This window comes from Desulfocicer niacini (assembly GCF_054657595.1).
The window spans coordinates 143,537-163,502 of record NZ_BAAHYK010000005.1; the positions used below are offsets into that span (position 1 = coordinate 143,537).

General features: G+C 48.5%; 14 protein-coding genes. 8 read left to right on the top strand and 6 right to left on the bottom strand.

The features are described from left to right. Positions 1-46: 46 nt before the first annotated feature. Complete coding sequence (locus ACYQ2M_RS04035; RefSeq protein WP_459915034.1) at positions 47-2,494, bottom strand: GcvT family protein; 2,448 nt, start codon at positions 2,492-2,494, stop codon at positions 47-49. An 814-nt stretch (positions 2,495-3,308) separates the two neighbouring features. On the opposite strand from ACYQ2M_RS04035, the gene ACYQ2M_RS04040 reads away from it, so the two are divergent. From ACYQ2M_RS04040 to pyk, 6 genes are all read left to right on the top strand, one after another. Beyond that, positions 3,309-4,706, top strand: a complete 1,398-nt coding sequence (locus tag ACYQ2M_RS04040; RefSeq protein ID WP_459915035.1) for an aminotransferase family protein — start codon at positions 3,309-3,311, stop codon at positions 4,704-4,706. Positions 4,707-4,968: 262 nt separating this feature from the next. Continuing rightward, positions 4,969-6,510, top strand: coding sequence for a CoA-acylating methylmalonate-semialdehyde dehydrogenase (locus ACYQ2M_RS04045; protein WP_459915036.1), 1,542 nt, complete (start codon positions 4,969-4,971; stop codon positions 6,508-6,510). A 654-nt stretch (positions 6,511-7,164) separates the two neighbouring features. Then, the gene (locus ACYQ2M_RS04050; protein WP_459915037.1) at positions 7,165-7,626 is read left to right on the top strand and encodes an Lrp/AsnC family transcriptional regulator; all 462 of its coding nucleotides are present in this window, start codon (positions 7,165-7,167) and stop codon (positions 7,624-7,626) included. 412 nt (positions 7,627-8,038) lie between these two features. Beyond that, positions 8,039-8,542, top strand: a complete 504-nt coding sequence (locus ACYQ2M_RS04055; protein ID WP_459915038.1) for an acyl-CoA thioesterase — start codon at positions 8,039-8,041, stop codon at positions 8,540-8,542. A gap of 98 nt (positions 8,543-8,640) precedes the next feature. Beyond that, positions 8,641-9,252, top strand: coding sequence for a BamJ family beta-barrel-assembly machinery protein (gene bamJ / locus ACYQ2M_RS04060; protein ID WP_459915039.1), 612 nt, complete (start codon positions 8,641-8,643; stop codon positions 9,250-9,252). Positions 9,253-9,366: 114 nt separating this feature from the next. Further along, positions 9,367-10,782: a pyruvate kinase gene (pyk, locus tag ACYQ2M_RS04065; RefSeq protein ID WP_459915040.1), complete on the top strand. Its 1,416-nt coding sequence runs from the start codon at positions 9,367-9,369 to the stop codon at positions 10,780-10,782. Positions 10,783-10,788: 6 nt separating this feature from the next. Here the strand turns inward: pyk and ACYQ2M_RS04070 are convergent, their stop codons facing one another. The 5 genes from ACYQ2M_RS04070 to ACYQ2M_RS04090 all read right to left on the bottom strand — a co-directional run bounded on the left by ACYQ2M_RS04070 (position 10,789) and on the right by ACYQ2M_RS04090 (position 17,587). Further along, positions 10,789-11,841: a response regulator gene (locus ACYQ2M_RS04070; RefSeq protein WP_459915041.1), complete on the bottom strand. Its 1,053-nt coding sequence runs from the start codon at positions 11,839-11,841 to the stop codon at positions 10,789-10,791. Positions 11,842-11,852: 11 nt separating this feature from the next. After that, the gene (locus tag ACYQ2M_RS04075) at positions 11,853-14,786 is read right to left on the bottom strand and encodes a hybrid sensor histidine kinase/response regulator (RefSeq protein WP_459915042.1); all 2,934 of its coding nucleotides are present in this window, start codon (positions 14,784-14,786) and stop codon (positions 11,853-11,855) included. A 39-nt stretch (positions 14,787-14,825) separates the two neighbouring features. Beyond that, complete coding sequence (locus tag ACYQ2M_RS04080; RefSeq protein WP_459915043.1) at positions 14,826-15,203, bottom strand: response regulator; 378 nt, start codon at positions 15,201-15,203, stop codon at positions 14,826-14,828. Positions 15,204-15,272: 69 nt separating this feature from the next. Next, entirely contained in the window at positions 15,273-17,270 is a 1,998-nt protein-coding gene (locus ACYQ2M_RS04085) for an ATP-binding response regulator (RefSeq protein WP_459915044.1), read from the bottom strand. Between the two features lie 173 nt (positions 17,271-17,443). Then, on the bottom strand, positions 17,444-17,587 hold the full coding sequence (locus tag ACYQ2M_RS04090; protein WP_459915045.1) for an acyl-CoA thioesterase: 144 nt from the start codon (positions 17,585-17,587) through the stop codon (positions 17,444-17,446). A gap of 152 nt (positions 17,588-17,739) precedes the next feature. On the opposite strand from ACYQ2M_RS04090, the gene ACYQ2M_RS04095 reads away from it, so the two are divergent. Continuing rightward, on the top strand, positions 17,740-17,868 hold the full coding sequence (locus ACYQ2M_RS04095) for a hypothetical protein (protein ID WP_459915046.1): 129 nt from the start codon (positions 17,740-17,742) through the stop codon (positions 17,866-17,868). A gap of 22 nt (positions 17,869-17,890) precedes the next feature. Continuing rightward, on the top strand, positions 17,891-19,963 hold the full coding sequence (locus ACYQ2M_RS04100) for a 2,4-dienoyl-CoA reductase FMN-binding domain-containing protein (RefSeq protein WP_459915047.1): 2,073 nt from the start codon (positions 17,891-17,893) through the stop codon (positions 19,961-19,963). The last annotated feature ends 3 nt before the right edge of the window (positions 19,964-19,966 follow it).

Genomic DNA, 19,966 nt, shown 5'->3' on the forward strand with positions numbered 1-19,966 from the left:
ATGGAAAACAGGGGCTTTTTCTCATCAAAAGGTCGGGACGTCGGGTTCAGACCTTGATGGATTTCCCCTGGGGATCATGGGGGGCTTTTAAATGAATGGTGATGGGATAGCGCTTGTTTTCCACCTCTATTTCATAGGAGCCGTCCATGATCCACTCATCGGTGATTCCGTCCTCATTGGAGAGGTATACCATGCCGATGGAATGCCCGGTGACATGGGCATAGGAACCGTGGGTGTTCTCTCCGGCCAGGATACTGTTCCGATAGATGGGCTCATCATGGTAGATCAGGGGCTCTGGATCGTCAATGGTGAATATCACCAGTTTTTTCTTCAGGCCCTCTTCCTTTTGTTTTACCAGGGCGGCCTTGCCGATGAAATCATCCTTGCCAAGCTTGACACCAAACCCGAGGCCCGCTTCGTAGGGGGTGTCATCAGGGGTGATGTCGCTGCTCCAGTGGCGGTATCCCTTTTCAAGGCGCAGGGAATCAACGGCATGCAGTCCGCACATCTTGACATTGAATTCCTCCCCGGCCTTTATCAATTCGTCGAAAATACCCTGGGCAAAGGGTGTGGGAATATAGAGTTCCCAACCCAGCTCGCCCACAAAACTCATGCGAATGGCATAGGCCGTGGCAGAGCCCGCGTAAATTTCCTTGGCAGTGGCAAAGGGAAAGGCCTCATTGGAAAGATCGGCATCCGTGATTTTACGCAACAGATCCCGGGATTTGGGACCCATGACACCCAGCAAGGTATAGGACCAGGTTACATCGGTGAGGACGGCGTGGGCATCCTCCGGGGTGTGGCGTTTTATCCAGTCAAAATCCCGGGTGGTGGTGGCGCCTGCGGTGACGATGAAGAATTTGTCTTCTTCCATTTTGGTCACGGTGATGTCGGCTTCAATGCCGCCCCGTTCATTGAGCATCTGGGTGTACACCACCTTGCCAATGGGTTGTGCCACATCATTGGAGCACAGCATCTGGAGTACCTTTTCTGCGTCCCTTCCCTGCATGAAAAATTTTCCCATGGACGTCAGATCGTAGATACCCACATTTTCCCGGATGTTCATGTGTTCCTGGGCGGAGTATTCAAACCAGTTCTGACGTTCCCAGCTGTACTCATATTTGGCTTCCACACCCTTGGGCGCAAACCAGTTGGCCCGTTCCCATCCGGATACCACGCCAAAGCATGCCCCCATTTCTTTTAAACGGTCGTGGATGGGGGTTTTCAGAACATCCCTTGATGAGGTGGGCTGTTTAAAAGGGTAATGGTCGGCATAGAGATTGCCCACGGATTCCACATTGACCCGTTCTTCAATGTATTTCAGGTTGTTTTGCCATTTGTTGTACCGCCGGACATCCACCGGCCAGAGGTCTTCGTCCGGATATCCCTGGACGATCCAGGTGGCAAGAGCCATGCCGGCACCGCCGGCGCTGGTGATGCCAACGGAGTTCATTCCGCAGCCCACGAAAAAATTTTTCACCCCCGGGGCTTCCCCCAGCAGATAGGAGGTGTCCGGGGTAAAACTTTCGGGTACGGTGGTGAGGTTGGTGACACCGGCTTCGGCAAAGGCGGGGCATCGGATGATGGCATTCTGGATGAATAGATCCATCTGGTCCCAGTCCTCATCCAGCTGGGTGTATTCGAAATTGTCGGGAATACCTTTGACACCCCAGGTTTTTGCCATGGGCTCAAACCCGCCCATGAGCAGTCCGCCCATTTCTTCTTTGATGTAGATGTAGCCGTCCATGTCCCGGAGATAGGGCATTTCCTTGTAAACACCTTCAATGGGTTCCGTGGTCATGTGCATGTGTTCCGCCGCCACCAGGGGGAGACTGACCCCCACCATTTTGCCCACTTCCCGGCCCCACATGCCGGCACAGTTGACCACATATTCACAACTGATGTCGCCCTGGTCGGTTTTTACCCCGGTAACCGTGTTATTTTTAAGGGTGATGTCCAGCACCTTGATGTTTTCAATAATGCTGGCCCCACCCATGCGCGCCCCTTTGGCCAGGGCCTGGGTGGTGTCTTCGGGGTTGGTGACGCCGTCATCGGGCTGGTACCAGGCACCGGTGAGATCTTCGGTCTGCATGACGGGAAACAGCTTTCTTGCCTCTTCCATGCTGATTTCTTCCATCTTGATGCCAAAGGCCCGGGCCATGCCAAGGGCTCGCTGATATTCGCTTCTCCTGGCCTGGGTACGTGATACCCGGAGGGATCCATTGCGTTTATAACCGGTGGGCTGACCTGTTTTGGCTTCAAGGCCGGCATAGAGATCCGCACCGTATTTGGCAAGTTTCGTCAGGGGACTTGTGGACCAGAGCTGTCCCAGAAGTCCTGCCGCTGCCCAGGATGTTCCGGAAGAAATGCGTTTGCGTTCCAGTAGTACCACATCTTTCCATCCCAGTTCCACCAGATGGTAGGCGGTACTGCAACCGACGATGCCGCCACCGATAATGACCACCTGTGCATGGGAAGGTATTTGACTGCTCATGATGTTGCCTCCTTTAATTTTGGAATATGCTTTTTAAGTATGTTTGCTGAATAAAAATCATAAAGTGCAGGATTTTACCTGATTGCTATTTTAAAAATCTCAACTTTCGGTGTTCGCCTTTCGTGTGGGGTCAGGTTTGGGTTATTGACGATTCGGTTACAATTTGTCTTGAAAAACAGCCTGTTGTCAAAAGTACAATAACACAAGCCTGACTCCAACCGGATAAGACTCTGGAATCTGATATGAGTCAAAATTTATATAATCCAGTGTCTTGATCTATGTCTGGATGCAACTCTGGATTATCGAGTATGAATCCTTGGATTTAGCTTGCTTTCTAATGTTTATCTCATAAAGCAAACAGCATGCCATGGGGTGTTATTTATTTTAAGTATCTGATTTTAAACTTTAATTCAAATAACGATAATTGTGAGCGCTAAACCTGATTCATATCTGCATGGGGTGTGAGATTTGTAATTTGCTGAAATAACAAATTATTTTAAATGTAAATTTTATATTTCAAAAGTGAAGCGAATGTTTTTTTTAAAAAAAACAAGATATTAATCGATCTTGGTGTCTTCTGTAAGTCTATTGTGACTCGGTTTTCGGGGATGGCATGCGCTGAAGATTTGTGTTGAAATGCTCAATTGGCAAATATTTCCTTGTAATTCAAGTTGTTGTTTTGTTTCCACCTGGGTTGGCATGTAAACTGCTTAAATGAAGCGAAAGTAAAGTGTTATGGGGCAGGGCCTGTTACCATTTTTTCTAAACGGCCTGGGCAGGACAGTCAAAAAATTACAATATAAGGAAAAACAAAATGGCATCACCAGAAAATTGGCTTGAATATGATGTTGAAGAGATGGTGGCCCAGGACAAGAATAGTCTGTGGCATCACCTGAAATCACACAGTTGTTTCAAAACCCGGGAACAGATGATCGTTGTTGGTGGAGAGGGGTTGATGATCAAGGATATCCGGGGGAATGAATACCTGGATGCCACCTCCGGGGGGGTATGGAGTGTCATGGTGGGATATGGTCGGGAGTCCATCGCAAAGGCCGTGTACGAGCAACTGAAGGTTATGCCTTATTTTGCCGGGGCCTACGGTACCATTCCTTCCATTAAATTTGCCAGTAAGCTGCTGGAAAAACTGCCTCGTCTGGACAAGGTGTATTTTTCCAACTCCGGTTCGGAAGCCAATGAAAAAGCTTTTAAGATGGTTCGCCTGGCTTCACGTATTGATCCTGCACGTAAGGGAAAATACAAGATCCTTTATAGAGATCGCGATTATCATGGTACCACCGTTGCCGCCATGAGTGCCTGCGGCCAGCTTGAGCGTAAAAAAGATTTTGGGCCCTTTGTGGAGGGGTTCCCCGAAGTGCCCCATTGCCTGTGCTACCGATGTCCCTTTGACAAGACCTACCCCGGATGCAACATTGACTGTGCCCGGGCAGTGGAAGATGTGATCCTTAAAGAAGGGCCGGACACCGTGGGGGGCTTCATCGTGGAGCCCATCACCGCAGGTGGCGGTATTATACCGCCGGTGAAGGAATATTTTCCCATTGTCCAGGAGATCTGTAAAAAATATGGGGTGTGGATCATCATGGATGAGGTGGTGTGCGGATTCGGTCGAACCGGAAAATTCTGGGGTCATGAGCATTATGATGTTGATCCGGACATTGTCACCATGGCAAAGGGCCTTGCAAGTTCCTACGAAGCATTGTCCGCCACGGCGGTGAAGCAGGAAATTTACGATATTTTTCTAAACGATCCCGCAAACCCCGAAACCCAGACCCACTATTTTCGGGATATCAGCACCTATGGGGGGTGTACGGCACCCATGGCGGCGGCCCTTGAAAGCACAAGAATCATAGAAGATGAAAATCTTGTGGAAAACAGCCGGGAAAAGGGAATGGTACTGCTGGAAAAACTGCAGGCACTTACAGCCCTGTCTGTGGTGGGGGATGTGCGGGGGGTAGGACTCTTTTGCGGTGTGGAAATCGTCCAGGACAAGAAAAGCAAAACCCCGGTCACAGAAGCCAAGATGGCAGAGCTTATGGGAAATATTCTGGCGGAAAAGGTAATTGTGGGACGAACCAATTCCAGTCTTCCCGGATTGAATACCACCCTTTATTTTGTACCCTGTCTGACGGTTTCCAATGACGAAATCGACAGAATTGTTGTTGCAGTTGAAAAAGCGATTAAACAGACCTTTTAATTAAACGTTCAAGTTTTGCTTGGGCGATTTTGGGGTTTGCTCATAACGTGGCCCATTCATTATAATTGGCGGGTTACCTTTTTCTCCAATAAAAAAGTTAATACGGACTGATTCTACGTATATCGAATTATTTTTTTATATTTTTAATATATATCGTTTAATTGTGGTTGATTTTTTATTAAATATGTCGTATGATCCCAAAGATCACATTTAAAATTAATCTGATATGGCGATGCCAATTTAACCCCAGGAGTTTAAAATCATGATAAGCCAGCCAACGAAATTGAAATATTTTGTCAACAATGAATTTGTTGATTCCAAAACAGAAAAATATATGGAGTGCTTCAACCCCTCCACCGGGGAGATAACCCACCTGGCCCCCCAGTGCACCCAGGACGAAGTGGAGGCAGTCATTGACGCCGCAAGCCAGGCCTTTCCGGCCTGGGCCGCCACTCCTCCCAGCAAGAGAGTTCAGGTTCTTTTCAAGATGAAAGCACTTCTGGATAAGCACCTTGAAGAATTGACCCATATTGTTGCCGCCTCGGAAGGGAAAAAATGGGAAGAGGCCATGGGCGATATATTAAAGGTGACAGAGGTGGTTGAGTTTGCCTGTGGTATTCCCCACTTGATGAAGGGCGATTCCGTCATGAATATCTCCAACGGCTATGACACGGTGTTGTTCAACGAACCGGTGGGTGTTTTTGCCGGCATTGCCCCCTGGAATTTCCCCGCCATGATTCCCATGGGCTGGATGGCACCATTGTGCATCGCCACGGGAAACACAATGGTGCTGAAGGCGGCAAGTTTTGTTCCCCAGGCGGTGATGAGAATAGCAGAACTTTGGGTTGAAGCCGGATTGCCGGAAGGTGTATTAAATATTGTCACCGCCGGTAGAAAAGAGGCGGAAATTTTTCTCAAACATCCCTCCATTGTTGGGGTCAGCTTTGTGGGGTCCACCAAGGTGGGGCTTCATATCTATTCCACGGCAGCTGCCAATGGAAAACGGGTCCAGGCCCTGACAGAAGCCAAAAACCATGCCCTTGTCATGAGTGACTGCAAGCTTGACCGCACGGCAAGGGGAATCATGAATGCATACATTGGTTGTGCAGGTGCCCGGTGCATGGCTTTACCCGCCATCTGTGTGGAAGACGCCATTGCCGACGATCTGGTGGCACTGCTGGTGAAATACTCAAAGGAAGCCTCACTGGGCAAAGCCTACGAAAAAGGGGTCGGCATGGGCCCAGTTGTGAATTCAGGTCACAGGGATTATATTACCAACTGGATTGAGACCGGCGTAAAAGAAGGGGCCAAACTGGTTCTGGATGGCCGTAACCCCAGTGTTCCTGAAGAGTGTAGAAATGGTTTTTGGGTGGGGCCCACCATTTTTGACCACGTCACCGAAGATATGACCATTGGCAATGAAGAGGTGTTTGGACCGGTGCTGTGTGTTAAACGGGTGAAAAATTTTGAAGAGGGCATTACCGTTATGAACAATAATCGTTTTGCCAACGGATCTGTTATTTATACCCAGAACGGCTATTGGGCAAGGCAGTTTGCCTTTAGAACCCATGGCGGCATGGTGGGGGTTAATGTGGGAATTCCTGTTCCCAACGGTATTTTTGGATTTACGGGTCACAAGCAATCGTTTTTTGGTGATCTCCATGCCATGGGCAGGGACGGTATCCGTTTTTTTACGGAGCAGAAAAATGTGACATCAACCTGGTTCACCGAAGAAGAGGTTGATGCCGATGCCAAAGTTGATACCTGGGATGGGACCATTACTTCCATGCCCGTGGAAAAGTAGCCGTCCGCCTGGGCAAACATAAATGCCCCCGGGATAATCATCAGCTGATGATGATCATCGTTTATGTAAGGCGTAAAATAACTAAAACCCATGTCCTCCTTATTCTTTAAGATGACATGGGTTTTTTTTATGTTGGGGCTGCTCTTAACATTAACCCGCCCCCATAATGGGTACATTCCCATTTCCCAGGCATCGTCATAGCATTCTATGGATATGATTTTAGGAAAGCCCGATCCCCATTACTCCCCATAGCTAATGAAGCCTCCGGGCGGGAAAATGGGAATGAGACCCTCGTAATTGTGGGTCAATGAGTTTGGCTACCCATCATAATTTAGTGGGCAAGGTTGACAGCCTTGTGCTATTGGAGGGTGAGGCTTTTATTAGGTTCCATGTTTTTGATAAGTGTCTGTGCATAACTCGTCAGTCATAAGTTCTCACCATGGTTTCTTTTGATTTTAGATAACCCATTGAAATCATTAAGTCTGGCTTTGAGAATCCATTGGATCTGGCATAATGATTTCAATAGGTTATGAGAACTTATGACTCTGGAGTGCATAATAAATAGGACTTTAAATAAAAATAACAACAACGCAAGTCTGGCCCATGTGCTGCCCAAGCCCTTTTTTTGAATAGTCGTTTTTTGAAGGAGATGCCGTGGAATCCCATATAGATCAAACCGATTGTAAAATCATTGAGTTATTACAGAAAGACGGCAGAATGGCCAACACCCTCATTGCCAAAGCTCTTGGTATCTCCGAGGCCACTGTCAGAACCCGCCTTGCCCGTCTTATCAAGGAAGAATATATTCAGATCGTGGCTGTGAGCAATCCCCTGAAACTTGGATTTGAAATTGTGGGAATTCTTAAGATCAATGCCGATGTAAAAAAGATGGATCATGTCAGTAGTGAGTTAAGCAAAATAAAGCAGATATGGTATATTGTTCACACCACAGGCGGATCTGATATCTATGCGGAATTCAATGCGCACTCCATTGAAGATCTCAATACCTTGATTTCCCAGAAAATTTATAAAATTGACGGGGTGGTGACTACTGAAACATCCCTGATTCTCAAGTATATTAAACGTCGCTATGACTGGAAAACTGCGGTGGATTGAAGCCAGCTTGTAGTTTAAGGGAAAAAGCGCTTGATGTTAATACCCGGTACCTGCTTTTCCATATAAAAAAATGCAGGTGAATTTTGATTTCAAATCCAGCGTGATAGTTTATATGAAAATGCCGACAGCAGAGCCCCCGCAGGACCATCGGACCGGCCCATTCGGAGCTAAAGGCGATCAGCCCATTTGCCCTGCCGGTCGTTAAGAAGCGCAGGCTGTTTGAGGACAAACCTGCCCGCAGTTCCTGCGCTTTAGACCGGCAGAACAAATGGGCCGCCGACGGCCCGGGGCCGGTCCGATGGTCCGCCCGGGGCGGTATAATGCCATTTGGCTCCGCGTCTACGACCCACTGTTCGTTGTGTCCGCTGGGACATGGCAGTTATATAAAATTTAAAATTATAAAGGTAGCCATATGAAAGATCAGAAAAGTACACATGACTCCAGTGTTATAATATCAAAGGTGATGCTGCCCCAGGACGCAAATCCGGCAGGTATTGTTCACGGAGGGGTCATAATGAAGGAAATTGATAATGCAGCCGGTGTGGTGGCTGTGCGTCATACAAGGCGGATTTGTGTGACAGCCTCCATAGACCGGTTGGATTTTCATAATCCCTGCTTTATTGGGAATCTGATAACCATAAAAGCCGGTATTAATATGATCGGAAAAACATCCATGGAAATTGGTGTGCGTGTGGAATCCGAGGACCTTCTGGCCGGAACCCGCGTGCATCTGGCCTCTGCATATCTTACCTTTGTGGCTCTGGATGATAACAGAAAACCTGTGAAGATTCCCCCTTTAAAGCTGGTGACAGCAGAGGATATCCGGCGCAACAAAGAGGCAGTTTCCAGAAGAAAATTGCGCCTGGCTGAAAAATGCCAGGAGAAAAAATGCCAGGATCGTCTTGACGGATGTTGATGGTAAAATCGACTTAAAAGATGAACAGACAAAAAGTATAACTCCATGGGAGTCCGCAAGGCAGGGAAAAATCGGATCATCAACCAAAAGGAATTAGAATGAAAATTGAATTAGACAAAGTGAGCTACGTTCTGGGACAAAGTGTGGGTGGAGATTTTAAAAGACAGGGGCTTGAAATTGATCCTGAGATTTTTGCCAATTCATTTATTGCGGCTTTTAATGGTGAACAATCAAAAATGCCTGTTGGTGAAATGCAGCACATTATGCAGAATTTTCAAAGAGCAATGCAGGATAAAAAGCAGGCAGAGCAGATGAAAGTGGGAAGTAAAAATATTGAAGCCGGGAAAAAATTTCTCGAGGAAAACAGCAAAAAAGAGGGTGTTATCGTTACTGCAAGCGGGCTTCAGTATAAAGTGATTACTGAAGGAAGCGGGAGAAAACCTGCTGTTACAGACACCGTTGAAACCCATTATGAAGGTAGAACCCTTGATGGTATCGTCTTTGACAGCTCTTACAAACGTGGAAAAACAGCATCGTTTCAACTCAATGCCGTAATTAAAGGGTGGACAGAAGGGCTTCAACTTATGACCGAGGGCTCAAAATATGAGCTGTATATTCCATTTGAACTGGCATATGGCCCCACCGGTGGTGGCAAGATTGAACCCTATGCTGCATTGATTTTCACCGTCGAACTTATTGCAGTCAAATAGGGGGGAGGGGGCAGCTGTCTCCACCCTCAGCGGCAACGGTGGGGTTTGCCCACAACAACGCTTCACTGCACACAGCGTGTTTGTAACAATTAAAAGTAATTCAGGGGAAACATTATGCCAAGAAAAACAAAAATTGTGGCCACCATATCCGATCTTAACTGTCAGCCTGATTTTTTAAAGATCCTTCACCAGGCGGGCATGGACGTTGTACGCCTTAACACGGCCCACATGACCCATGAAAGTGCCATGAAGGTCATCACCGCTGTCCGCCAGGTTTCAAATAAAATTGCCATCCTCCTGGATACCAAGGGGCCGGAGATTCGCACCTGTGCCTCTAAAAATCCCCTGAAGGTTACCTATGGGGACAGGGTACGCATCAAAGGAGATCCCGAGTGTCAATGCATGGGGGAAACCATCTGTGTCTCCCATGGCAATTTTGTCCATGATGTGCCGGTGGGAAGCTCTGTCCTTATTGATGACGGGGATGTGGCGTTGACAGTGATGGAAAAGGATGAGGATTTTCTGTACTGCAAGGTGGAAAACGACGGGGTGATCCAGGGGAAAAAAAGCGTGAACATTCCGTCGGTGCACGTGAAATTACCGGCCTTGAGTCAGAAAGACAAGGATTTCATTCGGTTTGCCGCAGACCAGAACCTGGACTTCATTGCCCACTCCTTTGTGCGTAGCAGGGAAGATGTCCTGGCCGTGCAGAAGATTCTCGATGAAAAACAAAGCCCCATGAAGATCATTGCCAAGATTGAAAACCGGGAAGGGGTGGATCATCTGGAGGAAATTTTGGAGGTGGCCTATGGGGTAATGATTGCCCGAGGGGATCTGGCAGTGGAGATCCCAGCTGAGAAAATTCCCCTGATCCAGAAAAAGATGATTAAAACCTGCATCAGTCACCATTGTCCGGTGATCGTGGCCACCCAGATGCTGCATTCCATGATTCATTCCCCCCGTCCCACAAGGGCCGAGGTCTCCGATGTGGCCAACGCCTGCCTGGACCATGCCGATGCCCTGATGCTGTCCGGGGAGACGGCCAACGGTCGCTATCCCCTGGAAGCGGTGCAGACCATGGCCCGCATTGCCGGGGAAGTGGAAGCCGATCGCAGTTCGTTTCTGGATACCCCTTATCTTTTGGAAAATAAGGTGACGGCCTATCTGGCCAAATCAGCGGTGAAGGCATCCATGCGTCTCAATACCCGGGCCATTGTGGCAGATTCCATTTCCGGTCGTACCATCCTTGCCATTGCAGCCTATCGGGGAGATAACCCCATTTATGCCCAGATGTATAATGAGCGGGTCATGCGGGTGATGGCATTGTCCTTTGGCGTGTTTCCCTATTTTATTGAGCGCCGGGATTTTAACACCGATCCCATTCAAAAGGCCATCCAACGCCTGGTGGATGAGGGTAAATTTGATTCAGAGGATCTCATCACCGTACTTGCCGGGCATTTTGGCTGTGACCACGGGGCATCCTATATTGAAATCAGCACGGCTGGAAGCATGATTCCCCGGGCATGTTAAGGCTCGTTACATGATTTCATCCTGGTGGGCTTCCACGATTTTCAGGATCTCCGGTTCCAGAGAAAGAAAGAGGTCCACCAGCTCCGGATCAAAAAAAACGCCTTTTCCCCGTTTGATTTCCGCCATGGCTTTTTCCACGGGCCAGGGTTCTTTGTAGGGCCTTCGGGAGATCAGGGCATCAAATACATCACAGATGCAGGTGATCCTCCCAGCCAGGGGAATTTCTTTTCCCTTTAGCTGCTGATGATAACCGGTGCCGTCCCATTTTTCGTGGTGGGTCATGGCGATGATGCGGGCCACCTCCAGCAGCTGGGATGATCCCCCGGACAGCAGTTGTTCGCCGATGCGGGTGTGGCTTCTCATGGATTTCCATTCTTCCACATCCAATTTGCCCGGCTTTAATAGTATGTTGTCCGAGATGCCTATTTTACCCACATCATGCATGGTGGATGCCAGATCCAGACGATCATATTCTTCCCGGGTCAATCCCAAGGCTTTGCCCATGATGCGGCAGTATTTACTCATGCGGTTGATGTGGGTACCGGTGTCCTGGTCTCTGTATTCCGCAGCTTTTCCCAGGCGGCTGATCACTTCAATCTGGGCTTTTCTAAGTTCCATGGTTCGTTCCCGGACCATCTCCTCCAGGATGACATTCTGATTTTTAAGGGCTTCCTGGGCCAGCTTCAGGGTGAGATGGGTTTTTACCCGGGCTTTGACCTCGGTGATATCAAAGGGTTTGGTGATGTAATCCACGGCTCCGAAATCAAATCCCTTGGTTTTATGGCTCAGATCATCCATGGCGGTGATAAAAATAATGGGGATATCTTTGGTTTCAGGCATTGCCTTGAGTCTCCGGCACACTTCAAATCCGTCGGTGCCGGGCATGACAATATCCAGCAGGATCAGGTCCGGTTTTTTTTCCTGGGCAAACTTTATGGCATCCTCTCCATTGAGGGTGACTCCCAGTTTATAGGTTTCTCTTAAGGCCTGGACAAGTACCGCCACATTGGCTTTGGTGTCGTCCACCACAAGGATAGTGCAGTCATTAATGGTTTTCATGGATTAAATCCTTAAGACTCCAGGGGAGCCATGAGCGCTTCTAAAATTTTACGGGCATCATCAAACTGGTAATTTTTAATATGTTTTGTAAGGGATGCCATGTCTGTTTTTGCGGTTTCAGGCATAAATGGCTGGATTTCAGCTGCCAGGGTTTCAGACAGGATGGGGTCAAAACTGTCCAGGCTTTCCAGCAAGGATTGCATCATTGGCCAAAGCCTCCGGTCATGGGGCTGGCTTTCCGGATATTCCGGATGGTTGGGGTCTTGTTGTTGCCGGATGTGGATAAAAAATTCCCGGGCTCCCTGGCATACTTCATCAAAGGCCTTCTTTGCCGGGGGTAACAATGTTTTAATTTCCATTTTTTTTTTGTTCCAGCAGGCCAGTTCCAGCTCTTTTGCGGCTTGAAACAGGTGGGGGGCTGAAATGTTTCCGGCGGCTCCCTTTATGGAATGTGCCAGGGTGGCAGCCCCCTTGAAATCATGTTTTTCAAGCAGCTGTTTCAGTGCCTTGTGAAATGTGGCGTGTTCTTCACAGAAATCAGATAAAATATCTGCAAAGATTTCTTTACTGCCCCCCAGGCGTTCAATGCCTTCCTTGATATTGAGTCCGGGAAAGCAGGTAGATTCTTTTATCTCCGGCGCCTTCTGGGGTGTTGGGGGGGGCTGGGGCATCTTAGGGGGAAGTATGCCATGGCGGTAGCCCAGTTGATTTTTCAGAACGGTTAACAGGGCCTCTTTACTGAAGGGCTTTAGAATATAGTCGTTGATACCAGCGTCCACACAGGCCTTCCATTTTATGGATTTGGCATGGGCGCTCATGGCAATGATGGGCAGATCCCGGCTGGAAAATTGCTGGCGGATGATGCGGGAGGCTTCAATGCCGTCCAGGAGTGGCATCTGGATATCAATGAGCACGGCATCATAGGCTGTGTGCTGTACCTTTTCAACGGCTTCTATTCCATTCTGGGCGGTTTCCACATCCACGCCTGCCAGTCGCAGCATTTCTGAACCGACTTTCAAATTGATGGTATTGTCTTCCACAATGAGAACTCTGGTATTTAAAAAGCGTTCCCCGGATGGGGCAGGGTCTTTTTGTACATCAAGATCTTGTGGGGAAAATCCAAATCTCTTTTTGATGGTTTCAAGCAGCAGTGATTCTTTAACGGGTTTGGTCAGTGAGCTTGTGATACCGAGATCCACTGCCCGCAGGGCCTCTTCCTTTATGCCCATGCGGGTGATGGAAATAAAAACAGCTTCGCGGGAAATGGTTTTTAATTTATTGCGGATATATGCATCTGACAGATCGGCCAGGTTCATATCCATGACAATCAGCTCAAATGGTTCAGGGGTGCCAGACAGAGCTTCAAGGGCCTTAAGCCCGGAATCTGCAAGGGAGACTTTGAATCCCCAGGTGTCCAGGAGACGTCGGAGTACCTGACGGCCGGTGCCCTCATTTGCGGCAACCAGTGCTCTGTATTGTCGGAAATCCCGGGGAATTGCCAGGGAATCCTCCGGATTTTCTTCGGCACATTTAAAAGGGGCCTTGAAATAAAAGGTACTGCCCTTGGCCGGGGTGCTTTCCACCCAGATAGTGCCGTCCATCATGGTAACGATCTGCCGGGATATGGCAAGACCCAGTCCAGTGCCGCCGTATTCCGGCTTCACCGGATCATTGACCTGGGTAAAAGAATCAAACAGGTTCTCCATGTGTACAGGTGCAATGCCGATACCCGTGTCACTGACATAAAACTCAAGTTCGGCATGGGAACCGTTGGCAAGACAGGGGGCCACGCCGATGACAATTTCGCCCTGTTCGGTGAATTTCAGTGCATTGGAGGTCAGGTTGATCAGCACCTGTCTCAGGCGCATGGGATCGGAGATGACGTTCATGGGAACTTTAGGGTGGATATCCAGCACCAGGTCCAGTTCTTTTTTGGATATCAGCTCCAGAAATAGATCGGAAACATCCTCAATGACATCTCTTATGTCAAAGGTAGTTTCCATGAAGGCCAGTTTCCCGGCTTCAATCTTGGAAAAATCCAGAATATCATTGATCAGTCCCAGGAGGGAAATGGCAGCATTTTTGATGATGCCAAGGTATTCGTTCTGCTGGGTGGAGAGTGCATCGGCCATGATGAGATCGCAGGTGCCGATGATGCCGTTCATGGGATTTCTGATTTCGTGGCTGATGACGGCCAGAAATTCGCTCTTTGCCCGGTTGGCCTTTTCTGCCTCTTTTCTGGCGGTTTCAACGGCTTCAATGGCCCGGGAGAGTTTTGCCGTGTTTTTTTCCTGGATTTTATGAGCAAGTTTCAGGGCCTGGGCGTTTTCCTTGAGTTGCTCCTGGGTGCGCAACAGTTCTTCTTCTGCTTCCATTTCTTTGGTAACCAGGGTCAGGCATCCCGATGAGATATGAATATGATCCTGGTTAAAGGCTGTCACCGTGGCCTGGTCCTTGAGCCATGCAATGGAACCGTCGGGGAGTTGAACCTTGTACACCGCTTCCACCAAGCCTTTTTTTTCTCCTTCTTCCCGGAGCCCCCTGCGGGAGCCGGACAATTCCCATTGTTTCAGGGTCTGGGTGTTGACACATCCGCTGTTTTGTTCCAGGTAATTGTAGACTCGTCGTTCAAGAATATTTTTGCGGAAGGTTGTCGCCACCGTATCCGGACCACAGGCCATAAGCTGGCAGAAGCGTTGCCCTGCAAATTCATACCACATGGCATTTTCTTTCTCCTGCCAGGCGGACAGGTAGGGAATGACTGGAACCATGGTATTCTCAAAGGATTCCATGGCAGCAATGGTTGTTTTGATATGGTCTTTCAGACGACGGCTGTGGTTTCCCTTGAGTATTTTCCCGTGGTAATCCGTTGTGATGGCAGTACCGTCATGGGGGTTTTGTTCCATTTTGTTGTCGGTCTCTCTTGGTAAAAGGATTTCAGTCATGGGTAATGGGCGTATCCATCAATGGGGCAGAGTCAAGTATCAGCCGGGGATGAGATGCCTGGAGATCTTTTCCCTTACTTCTTTGGGAACAAAGGGTTTGGTGATGTAATCCACCCCGCCGCATTCAAAACATCGGGTGCGGTGGGCATGGTTGTCCATGGCCGTGATGAAAATAATGGGGATATTTCTGGTTTTGGGGGCGGCTTTTAAAGCCAGGCATACCTCAAATCCATCCATTTCCGGCATGATGATATCAAGCAAAATCAGGTCCGGGTGATGGCTCCCGGCAAAGCGGATGGCATCTTTTCCGTTAAGGGTTACCCCCAGCCTGTAGTCTGATTTCAGGGTCTGTACCAGCACGTCAACGTTGGTTTTGGTGTCGTCAACGATGAGGATTGTGCGGTTATTGTTTTTCATCGGGTATTCTCCATGTTGATCTTTGATTTTATGGAGTTATCATCTGGGTTTGATTTTTTCTGCACAAAGTTATGGATTGTGACTTTCCTGTAATGGCGAAAATTTGTTTATGATGTCTAGTAGATCTTTGGGTGTATAAGGCTTGGATATGCTGGCATGGAAACCGTATTGCTTGTATTGTTTTATTATCGGATCAGATGGATAGCCGCTTGACACGATGGCTTGAACATCTGGATTAAGCTTTTTCAGCTGCTCTAAGGTGCTTACGCCGGTCATTTCATTATCATTGGTCATAAGGTCGAGAATTACTACCCTGAAGGGATAGTTTGCTTCCATGGCATTCCGGTAACTCTTGACGGCATCTGTAGCGTTTTTGGCACAGGTAACTTTTAACCCCGCCCTTTCAAGGACGTGTCGTGTTATATCTCTGACCATTTCATCGGCATCCATGACCAAAATTTTTTCAGGCTGTGATGGAAAAAAACAAAGTGATTCCATGGTGGTGTGCCTTCCGGGTTTTTGGGCCGGGAGATAAATGTCTATGGTTGTTCCCACTCCTTTTTGGGAGTTAACTGCAATTACACCGTCATGCCGTGTGATAATGGCTTTGCTTAGCGACAGTCCCAGTCCTAATCCATGTTTAATATCCCGTCTTTTGGTGGTGAAATAGGGATGAAATATGCGCTGAAGATTTTCGGATTCAATTCCTCTCCCATTATCCCTGATGGTTGTTTTTAGATAATATCCTGGTTTTACGATAATATTTGAAACAAACTCCCTGGTTTCAATGGAGATATTCTGCAAAATCACTTCAATGAACCCATCCATTCTCACTGCCTCTTTTGCGTTGAGGAGCAGGTTCTTCATAGCTTGGCCCATTTGTTCTGTATCTACTCTGCAGGGCCACAAATCTTTCGGAATATCCAGTTTGGTAAGTACCGTGTTGTCCCCCAGCACTAAGTGGGTGGCTTTGGCTAAGATATCTGGCAACAGTGCGTCTTTGATCGGTTTACGGTCGCTTGAGATGGTAAAAAGGCTCTGGGTAAGCTCAGAGGCGCTGCTACTGATTTGAAGGGCTTTGGCGAGAAAATGATTTTGTTCCGTCGGAGTTGTAGAGGGCATGCGTGCGATTTCAATGTAGCCTGCAATGCCGGTGAGAAAATTGTTCAGATCGTGGGCTACTCCCCCGGTAAGCGTTTGAATGGCTTTGGCCTCTCTGAACTCCATTTGGTATTCCTGGAGATATATTTTCTCAGAAATATCAATGGAAACACCATCCGCATACAGTCTACCTTTTTTGATGTATGGCTTGCCTGATTTTTCATGGAGCCAGATCATATCGCCATCCCGACATTCAAAAAGGTATTCAATGTCCAGGGCCATCTGGTTTTTGTAAAGATTTTTGTAGGCAGTCTTTACCTTTTCGGCATGGGACGGATGGACCCTTGCCAGCCATTCTCTTTTACCTGTTTTAATGATGTGGTCCATGCTAAAACCGGTTATCCCTTCCACGGTAGGGCTGATATAAGCGATGTTGCCTCCAATATCAACTGTCCATACCGTGCAGGGAATATTATTTAGTAATGCTGTACAGGATTGCTTTCGTTTTGCCAACGCTGTATTTCGCGTCTCCAGCGTATTTACGAGTTGTTCAGTGTATCGTCTTTCAGGCTTATTATGGTTTGAGACGCTGGAATTATTTTTATTCAGAATATTATTTATGGTTTTTAACAACATTGCTGGATCGGCCGGTTTTACAATAAAGGCCTGTGCTCCAACCTTACTGGCTAGTTTTCTGGCTTTGGCTTCGGTGTGTGTGGATGAATAAAATACAAAGGGGATATGTTGCAGATTTTCATCCAGCTTGCACAAGCGACAAAATTGGAATCCATCCATTTCGGGCATGAGAATGTCTGAAATGATCAGATCAATGGGCTTGATTTGAAGCAGACTCAAGGCATCTTTTCCACTTATGGCTGATGTGGTATTATACCCATTTCGGGTTAACAAAACCTCAAGAACTTTCAGATTGACTTTAATGTCGTCAACAATGAGAATACTCTTCATCTGTGCTCCATATAATGTTCGAGGGTTAGACCTGCGTGATCAAGCCCATTGAATGTATTTCCATGCATTCTAAAAAATATCTATAAGCAATAAAAACAGTAACAAAGATGGATAGTTAAAGTCAACTTATTTTGATTGACCCAATGCAGATGTGCCGGTGCTTTTTTAGAGCATTATTTTACCAGATGTCGATACAGTCCCTCCTGGGCCACACTGGCCACCAGCACGCCATCCCGGGTATAGATGGAACCAAAGTTAAGGCCCCTTCCTTGTGCGGCGCTGGGGCTTTTTACTACATATAAAAGCCAGTCATCCATTCTGAAATCATCTCTTTCCTTTCAAAGGCTGAAATGGTATCGGTTTGTCGGTGCTGGTTATTCCTCAGGTTTTACTGGACGGCTCTTGAAGCTTCGTCCCTCTGGCCGACATCAGACCCTGGCCAGGTTTGTTTTTTTTTGAGAAAAAATGTATGGTTACCCCGATGCTCCTGATCACAGCCCATGATACCCCGGAACTGGTGATCAAGACCTGGGCAGCCATAAAAATCAATTGCCGGTTGCAATCGGGAAATAAAAGTCCGACACACAATGTGTTGTAACATACTTTGGAGGATTAAAGAAATGGAACATGCGCTGTTTCCCCATCTGTTCAGACCCTTGGATTTGGGATTTACCACATTGAAAAATAGAGCCGTCATGGGCTCCATGCACACAGGGCTTGAAGAGGTTCCCGGCGGGTTTGAACGAATGGGTGTTTATTTCGGGTTGCGGGCAAAGGGCGGGGCGGGGCTTATTATCACCGGCGGCATTGCACCCAACCTCGAAGGCTGTGGGGCAGAGCATGGGGCCATGCTCACCTGTGAATCCGAAGTTGATAATCACCTCATCGTCACCCGGGCCGTGCATGACAATGGGGGAAAAATTGCCATGCAGATTCTCCACACCGGACGGTATGGATTCCATGAAAAGCTGGTGGCTCCTTCGGCTATCATGGCCCCCATTAATTTTTTTACCCCCCGGGCATTGACCGAAGACGACATTGAACGTCAGATTGAAGATTTTGCACGGTGCGCTTCACTTGCGCGGCAGGCCGGGTATGATGGTGTGGAAATCATGGGCTCGGAAGGCTATCTGATAAATCAGTTTATTTCCCAGGTGACCAACCAGCGCAAGGATCAATGGGGGGGCAGCTATGAAAATCGAATTCGTTTTGCCCTGGAAATTGTGAAGCGGGTGCGTCAGCGGGTGGGGAAAAATTTTATCATTATTTATCGCCTGTCCATGCTGGATCTCTTGCAGGGGGGGAGTACCCTGGACGAGGTGATTCTCCTGGCCCGGGAGGTAGAAAAGGCCGGAGCCACTATTATTTCCACGGGCATCGGCTGGCACGAAGCCCGGATTCCCACCATTGCCGGCATGGTGCCCCGGGCGGCCTTCACCTGGGTGACGGCAAAATTAAAGGGGGCTGTTTCCCTGCCCCTGGTGACCAGTAACCGTATTAATACCCCGGAAACGGCGGAAAAGGTGCTGGCCGACCGGGAAGCGGATTTGGTATCCATGGCCCGGCCTTTTCTGGCGGACCCGGATTTCATGGAAAAGGCCCGGAAGCATAGACCCCGGGATATAAATGTGTGTATCGGCTGCAATCAGGCCTGTCTGGATCATATTTTCCAGGGAAAAGTGTGTTCCTGTCTTGTCAATCCCATGGCCTGTCATGAGACCGAGCTTGTGTTTGCACCGGCAGAGGTTCCCAAAAAAATTGCCGTGGTGGGGGCCGGGCCTGCCGGGATTTCCTTTGCCATTTATGCGGCCCGGCGGGGGCATCAGGTGGTCTTGTTTGATGAGCAGTCATACATCGGGGGACTTATTAATCTGGCGGTGAAAATACCGGGAAAAGAGGAGTTCTATGAGACCCTTACATATTCCCGGCGGCAACTGGCCCTTTTAAAGGTACGTGTGGTTACGGATATGCGTGTGACGGTATCGGACCTTTCCATGGAAGAGGTGGACGGCACTGAACCGGGCAAACGTCTTTTTGATGAGATTGTTATTGCCACGGGTGTGGTGCCGAGACAACCGGCATTTCCTGGAAGCGATGACGTCCGGGTGGTTTCCTACATCTATGCCATAAAAAACAGTGAGAAACTGGGACGTCGGGTGGCCATCATCGGTGCCGGTGGCATCGGGTTTGATGTGGCAACCCTTTTAAGTCAGCAGGGGGAATGTACCAGTCAGGACCGGGACGGTTTTTTAAGGGAGTGGGGGGTGGACAAGGCCTATGCTCGCCCCGGAGGCCTTGGGGAGATAAAACCCCCGTGTGGAAGGAGCTGTGCCTGTGCCAGAACCATTTACCTGCTCCAGAGAAAAGAAAGTAAACCCGGCGCCGGGCTTGGCAAGACCACCGGCTGGATTCACCGGGCTGTGTTAAAGCAGCGGGGAGTGAATATGCTGTCCGGGGTGCTCTATGAAAAATTTGATCATGATGGGCTTCACATTGTCCATGACGGCGAAAAAAAGGTGTTGGCCGTGGATCATGTGGTGATCTGTGCCGGGCAGGAGTCCCGGATGCACCTGGTCCATGCTCTTGAAAAAAAGGCGATTCCCTTTCACCTCATTGGCGGTGCCCGCAAGGCCGGAGAGCTGGATGCCAAAGAGGCCATTGCCCAGGGTGCAAAGCTTGCCGCAGAGATTTAGATG